Below are 6,297 nucleotides of genomic sequence, written 5' to 3' on the forward strand. Positions count from 1 at the left end.
ATCGACGTGGAATTCCCGCGCGATGCCGTGCCGCAAATCTATGATGCACTGAAAGTCACCGAGCAAGACCTGACTCTGGAAGTGCAGCAGCAACTGGGCGACGGCGTGGTACGCACCATTGCCCTGGGCTCCTCTGAAGGTCTGCGTCGTGGTCTGGATGTGAGCAACACCAAGGAGCCGATCAAGGTTCCGGTGGGCACCAAAACCCTGGGTCGTATCATGAACGTACTGGGCGACCCGATTGATGAAGCCGGCCCCATCGGTGAAGACGAGCGCATGCAGATTCACCGCGATGCCCCGGCGTACGAAGAACTGGCCGCGTCCAACGAGCTGCTGGAAACCGGNNACCCTGGGCCGCATCATGGACGTACTGGGCAACCCGATCGACGAAGCTGGTCCGATCGGTGAAGAAGAGCGTTGGGGTATTCACCGCGCTGCTCCCAGCTACGACGAGCAAGCTGGCTCCAACGAGCTGCTGGAAACCGGCATCAAGGTGATCGACCTGGTATGCCCGTTCGCCAAGGGTGGTAAGGTTGGTCTGTTCGGTGGTGCCGGTGTGGGCAAGACCGTGAACATGATGGAACTGATCAACAACATCGCTAAAGAGCACTCTGGTCTGTCGGTATTCGCCGGTGTCGGTGAGCGTACCCGTGAAGGTAACGACTTCTACCACGAAATGACCGACTCCAAGGTTGTAGACAAGGTAGCGATGGTTTACGGCCAGATGAACGAGCCACCGGGTAACCGTCTGCGTGTTGCGCTGACCGGTCTGACCATGGCCGAGAAGTTCCGCGACGAAGGTAAGGACGTTCTGCTGTTCATCGATAACATCTACCGTTACACCCTGGCGGGTACCGAAGTATCGGCGCTGCTGGGTCGTATGCCGTCCGCGGTAGGTTATCAGCCGACCCTGGCTGAAGAGATGGGTGTTCTGCAGGAGCGTATTACCTCCACCAAGACCGGCTCCATTACCTCCGTGCAGGCCGTATACGTACCCGCGGATGACCTGACTGACCCGTCTCCGGCGACTACGTTTGCTCACCTGGATTCGACCGTAGTATTGAGCCGTGACATTGCCTCTAAAGGTATCTACCCGGCCATTGATCCGCTGGACTCCACCTCTCGTCAGCTGGACCCGCTGATCATTGGTCAGGAGCACTATGAAGTGGCTCGCGGTGTTCAGACCGTACTGCAGCGCTATAAAGAGCTGAAGGACATCATCGCTATTCTGGGTATGGATGAGCTGTCAGAAGAGGACAAGCTGACCGTATCCCGGGCCCGTAAAATCGAGCGTTTCCTGTCCCAGCCGTTCCACGTGGCCGAAGTGTTCACCGGTTCTCCGGGCGTTTACGTGTCCCTCAAGGACACCATTCGCAGCTTTAAAGGCATTCTTGACGGCGAGTACGATGATCTGCCGGAACAGGCGTTCTACATGGTTGGTACCATTGAAGAAGCCATCGAGAAAGCCAACAAGGCCAAGAAAAAGTAACCCGCCGGCCCGGCACTGCCGGGCCACTGGCCCTGAAGCGTTAGAGGCAGAAATATGGCTATGACAGTTCACTGCGATATTGTCAGTGCAGAGCGGGAAATCTTCTCCGGGTTGGTGAAGATGATCGTGGCCACCGGTACCCTGGGTGACCTGGGTGTGACCTATGGTCACGCTCCTTTGCTGACCGGCCTTGAGCCGGGCCCGGTGCGCATCGTCAAGGACAATGGTGAGGAAGAGATTTACTACGTTTCCGGTGGTTATCTGGAAGTGCAGCCTTACCACGTCACCGTGTTGGCGGATACCGCCCTGCGCGCTGATGATATGGATGAAGCAGCCGCCCAGGAAGCCAAAGAAACCGCCCAGAAAGAGCTCACCAACCAGTCTGGCGAGATCGACTACTCCAAGGCCGCGGTGCAGTTGGCGGAAGCCGCCGCTCAATTGCGTACGCTGCAGTCCATTCGCAAGAAGTTGGGCAGCAACAAGTAGGCCTCGCCGTGCATGGCATTGGCAACAGAAAAGGGTGGCTGATCGGCCGCCCTTTTTTTACGTCCGTCACACTACGATTGTTCCCCCTAATTTGTCCTGATCAACGGTTTGTTGAAGGAGTCGCCGCATGACCACCCCCCTTGATATCGTCATTCTCGCTGCCGGTAAAGGCACCCGAATGCGCTCGAACCTGCCCAAGGTGCTTCATCCCGTGGGCGGCCGCCCGCTGGTGCAGCATGTGATCGACAGCGCCCGGGCACTGGGCAGTGATCAGATTCTGGTGGTGGTGGGCCATGGCGCCGAACAGGTCGAGGCCCGCATGGCGGCCGACGATATCCGCTTTGTGGCCCAGACCGAACAGCTGGGCACCGGCCACGCGGTGCTCCAGGCCCTGCCCCACTTCCGTGACGACGCGACGGTACTGATTCTTTACGGCGATGTGCCGCTGACCCAGGCAACGACCTTGGAAAAGCTGGCCCAGGCGGTGACCGACACCACCATCGGCCTGCTGACCGTGAATCTTCCCGACCCGGGAGCCTACGGACGTATCCTGCGCGATGCCGCCGGCCAGGTTGAGGCCATTGTTGAATACAAAGATGCCAACGACGAGCAGCGCCGGATCACTGAAATCAACACCGGGATCATGGCTGCTAAAGCCAAACACCTGCGCGAGTGGCTGCCGGCACTGAGTAACGATAATGCCCAGGGTGAGTACTACCTGACCGACATTATTGCCATGGCGCGCCAAAGTGGCCTGGGCATTCATGTGGCTCAGCCGGACACACCGGAAGAGGTGGAAGGCATCAACAATCGTCAACAGCAGGCGGCCCTCGAACGTTACTACCAGAGTCGTCAGGCGGAAGAGTTGATGGTCAAAGGGGTCACCCTGATGGACCCGGCTCGATTTGACTGCCGTGGCCGGCTGACCGTCGGGCGGGATGTGGTCATTGATGTGAACTGCGTGTTTGAAGGCGAGGTCATGCTGGAAGATGGCGTGCACCTTGAACCCAACTGCTACCTGAAAGACTGCGTGATCGGCGCGGGCACTGAAGTCAAAGCCAACTCGGTGATTGAGGGCGCACGGGTATCCAGCCATTGCGCCATCGGGCCCTTCGCGCGTCTGCGCCCGGGCACCTTACTGGCCGATGGGGCCAAGGTCGGCAACTTTGTGGAAATCAAGAAAGCGACCATTGGCGAAGGCAGTAAGGTCAACCATCTGAGCTACATCGGCGACAGCAAGGTCGGCTCCGGTGTGAATGTCGGCGCCGGCACGATTACCTGTAACTACGACGGGGTCAACAAATTCCTCACGGAAATCGGGGACAATGCTTTTATCGGTTCCAACAGCGCGCTGGTGGCGCCGGTCAAGTTGGGCAAGAACACAACGGTGGGTGCGGGGTCGATCATCACCAAAGACGTTCCCGATGAGGAACTGGCGATTGCCCGCGGCCGCCAGCGTAACATTCAGGGCTGGCAGAGACCGAGTAAAAAAGACTGACTCAAAGAGTCACCGGAAAGGACGCAATATCAATGGCTAAATGGGTACCGGGGGCGATCATTCGTCACCCACTTCGCAGCATTTTCGGGCTGCTGTTGATTGTGGTTCTGACGGTGGGCCTGTACGGCGCTTTCAGGCCGCTCCCCGAAGGTATCAGCTTGGAAGCCCCCGCCCGAGGGGCAACCCGGGTCCAGTTTCTGGCCGATCGGACCTATATCGATCAACAGGGTGAACGACAGACCGAGCAGCGCATTTTTGACGAGATCTTCCGTCTGGTCGCTCAGGCAGAACGGTTCATTCTTGTGGACATGTTTCTGTTCAATGCCTACCAGGGGCAGATGAGCGACACTCACCGGGCGCTGTCCGACGAGTTGACCGACCGGCTTATCGCCCAAAAACGCCGTCACCCACAGATTCAGATTCTGGTGATCAGCGATCCCCTAAATACCTTGTACGGTGGTCTGCCCTCCCCTCACTTCCAACGGTTGGAAGCCGCCGGCATCTCGGTGACCTTGACCGACCTCACAAGGCTGCGCGACAGCAATCCCCTCTACTCCGCATTCTGGCGTCCCTTTATTCAACCCTGGGGAAACACCGAAACGGATACGCTACCTAATCCGTTTGGGGAGGGTCAGGTGTCTCTGCGCAGTTACCTGGCGTTGATCAACTTCAAGGCCAACCATCGAAAACTGATCATCGCGGATAACGACAACGAGCTGGCCGCCCTGGTCACATCGGCCAACCCCCACGACGGAAGCAGCGCCCACGGCAATGTCGCCTTGCGCTTCGGTGGTCCGGCGGCGTGGGACCTGCTCGACAGTGAAGCCGCCGTGCTTGCCTTCTCCGGCGGACCCGAGCCCAGGCCGTTCCTGGATCGACCTGAAGGTGAGGTTGCCGGTTCTCCCCTGTCGGTCCAGGTGGTGACTGAGCGTGCCGTCGAACGAACCGCTCTGGCCATCATCAACGGCGCGGCTGCGGGGGAGCGGTTGGACCTGGCAATGTTCTATTTATCGGACCGACACCTGGTTCGGGCTCTGCAGGAGGCCGCACAGCGCGGCGTCAAGGTGCGGGTGTTGCTCGACCCCAACAAAGACGCCTTCGGGCGCGAAAAAAATGGTGTGCCCAACCGCCCGGTCGCCCGAGAGCTGGTTAACGCCGGGGTAAAAGTGCGGTGGTGTGACACACACGGTGAGCAGTGCCACTCCAAATGGCTGATGCATCAAGACACCCGGAGCCAGGCACGGATTTTGTTGGGCTCCACTAATTTCACTCGCCGCAACCTGCACAACCTGAATCTCGAAACCAGCGTTGTACTGCGGGGATCTTCCGACTCTGAGCCGTTAACCGCAGCCGCGCAATGGTTTGATGATCGTTGGCATAACCGATCCGGCAACCAGTACAGCCTGGACTATGCCGCCTACGCCGATGACGGTCTGTGGTCCAGACTACTCTACCGAACCATGGAGGCAACTGGGATAAGCACTTTCTGACCTAACCAGGAAAGAACCCATAATTAGTTAGACAACGTTGTCCGTTGTAGGCTATGCTCCACCTTGGACCATGCCCCAAGTGGAGATCAATAATGATAGTACGTACCGTCCTGCTCCTGTCAGTCGCGCTTTTTGCCAGTGTGGGCAGCCTTGCCCAACCACTCAGCGACGCCCAATTAAAGGCATTTGCGGCCCAGACCGAATGGCGTTTTGCCGTGGTCAGCAACATCGGGGAAGATGGCCCGGAAGCCCGAATTCGGCTGCACAACCGTTCCGACGTGGCACTGCCGGAGGGCACCGGTGACTGGCGGTTGTATTTCCACTCGGTGCGTCGGGTGAGTGACACCACCGTATCCGGCCTGCATTTGACCCATGTCCAGGGGGATTTACACCGGGTAGCGCCTACCGAGGACTTCCCGGGCCTCGCCCCGGGAGAGTCCCTGGAGCTGTTCTATCAACCCTCCTCGGCCATGGCGGCCTATACCGACTTTATGCCTCGCGCCTTCATTCATCGCCCGGGTAGCGAACCTGCGGTTTTTGCCAATACCGACACCGAAGACATGAGCCGTTTTGTCGATGTATTCGACCGGGAGGCCCAGCAGCGTCGCTCGGCCCAGGATCAGGTGCCGATTGCCACCGCCGAGCGCCGCTACGAACGCAACCGGACCATCCACTCGCAGCGGGTGTCCGATCAGGCGGTGCGCCAGCGCATCATTCCCAAGCCGCTGTCCCTGGAAACCCATTGGGGCAGCGCGACTCTCTCGCCGGACTGGACAATTCACTACGCCGGTTGTCTGAGCTCAGAGGCTGACTACCTGGCGGAGCAGCTCTCGACGCTGTTCAATGCCGAATTCCCGAGTGCCGCGGACCATGAGTCGGTCTCGGGCCCCATTATCAGCCTGAGGGTGGAATCAGAGGATACCGACCTGCCGGAACAGGCGGAAAGCTACCGGCTGGAAATCGACGACGACCAGATCCGCATCACCGGTCGGGACAATGCCGGTGCCTTCTACGGCCTGCAGAGTCTGTTGAAGCTGTTGCCCGCCACGATGAACAGTGATTCAGTCACCCTGCCCAATCTCACCGTGCTCGATGCGCCCCGCGCCGGTTGGCGAGGGATGCACTACGACATGGGCCGCAACTTCCACGGCCAGGCCGTGACCCTGCGCCTGATCGAACAGATGGGCCGCTACAAGCTCAACAAGCTGCATCTGCACCTGACCGAGGACGAAGGCTGGCGCCTGGAAATCCCGGGCCTGCCCGAATTGACTGACGTTGGGGGCGAACGCTGCTTTGATCCGGAAGAGACCGACTGTCTGCTCACCCAACTGGGC

Annotated in this window: 5 protein-coding genes and 1 pseudogene; all 6 read left to right on the top strand. The window is 59.2% G+C overall.

Annotated features, from left to right (window positions below; genetic code table 11):
- A pseudogene (locus B3187_RS17615) lies at positions 1-204 on the top strand (F0F1 ATP synthase subunit beta); the annotation flags it as partial.
- Between the two features lie 157 nt (positions 205-361).
- Positions 362-1,489, top strand: a complete 1,128-nt coding sequence (gene atpD / locus B3187_RS12545; RefSeq protein WP_414673699.1) for a F0F1 ATP synthase subunit beta — start codon at positions 362-364, stop codon at positions 1,487-1,489.
- 54 nt (positions 1,490-1,543) lie between these two features.
- Positions 1,544-1,975, top strand: a complete 432-nt coding sequence (locus B3187_RS12550) for a F0F1 ATP synthase subunit epsilon (RefSeq protein WP_024461765.1) — start codon at positions 1,544-1,546, stop codon at positions 1,973-1,975.
- A gap of 127 nt (positions 1,976-2,102) precedes the next feature.
- A complete protein-coding gene (gene glmU / locus B3187_RS12555) occupies positions 2,103-3,473 on the top strand; it encodes a bifunctional UDP-N-acetylglucosamine diphosphorylase/glucosamine-1-phosphate N-acetyltransferase GlmU (RefSeq protein WP_024461764.1) in 1,371 nt (456 codons plus the stop codon).
- 32 nt (positions 3,474-3,505) lie between these two features.
- Positions 3,506-4,963, top strand: a complete 1,458-nt coding sequence (locus B3187_RS12560; RefSeq protein WP_286806828.1) for a phospholipase D-like domain-containing protein — start codon at positions 3,506-3,508, stop codon at positions 4,961-4,963.
- A gap of 92 nt (positions 4,964-5,055) precedes the next feature.
- The coding region (locus tag B3187_RS12565; protein ID WP_286806830.1) for a carbohydate-binding domain-containing protein at positions 5,056-6,297 on the top strand (1,242 nt) is incomplete at its 3' end.

The sequence above is a fragment of the Marinimicrobium sp. UBA4209 genome, from assembly GCF_002381585.1.
In the GTDB taxonomy this organism is placed as follows: Bacteria; Pseudomonadota; Gammaproteobacteria; order Pseudomonadales; family Cellvibrionaceae; genus Marinimicrobium; species Marinimicrobium koreense.